Source organism: Micromonospora radicis (assembly GCF_003583405.1).
In the GTDB taxonomy this organism is placed as follows: Bacteria; Actinomycetota; Actinomycetes; order Mycobacteriales; family Micromonosporaceae; genus Micromonospora; species Micromonospora radicis.
The window spans coordinates 1-438 of the sequence record NZ_QXEC01000074.1 but is presented as its reverse complement, the minus strand read 5'-3'; the positions used below and the strand labels follow the sequence as shown (position 1 = coordinate 438).

At 61.9% G+C, this 438-nt stretch carries 1 pseudogene; it reads right to left on the bottom strand.

Going from position 1 to position 438, the window contains the following annotated elements:
* Positions 1–258: pseudogene (locus D2L64_RS28180) on the bottom strand (IS982 family transposase); the annotation flags it as partial.
* Positions 259–438 lie beyond the last annotated feature (180 nt).

Sequence of the window (438 nt, the reverse complement as noted above, 5' to 3'; positions counted from 1 at the left end):
AGCGGCAACGCCGCCCGCAAACGCCTGTTGTAACCAGACTGCCCCGGCAGATACGGAAACGCCCCAGGCAGATGCCCCGGGCACGAACCGCAACCAACGGGCCTCGGAACGCGCCCCGAGCAACACCTGCGCAACCGCCGAAGTGAGCAACTCCGCATCGGAGAGCTTCGGTGGCCTACCGGTCCTGCGAGGCCGCCCGAGCCAGTCGTCGATCTTCACGTACAGTGCGGTCAGAAGGGTGTTGAGGTCTGTCGTCACAAACGGATCTTCAACACCCTTCGTCTACACCCACACCCCGGGGGCCGTTAGGACTTACTCGTCCAGGCTAGCCGACGACGCAGTTCGGCTGGCCGGAGGCAGACCCGCGGGTAGGCGTGATTTCACCCTGAAATTTTGATTTCACCATGAAATCAACACTCTGAAGGTAACCCTCTCCCA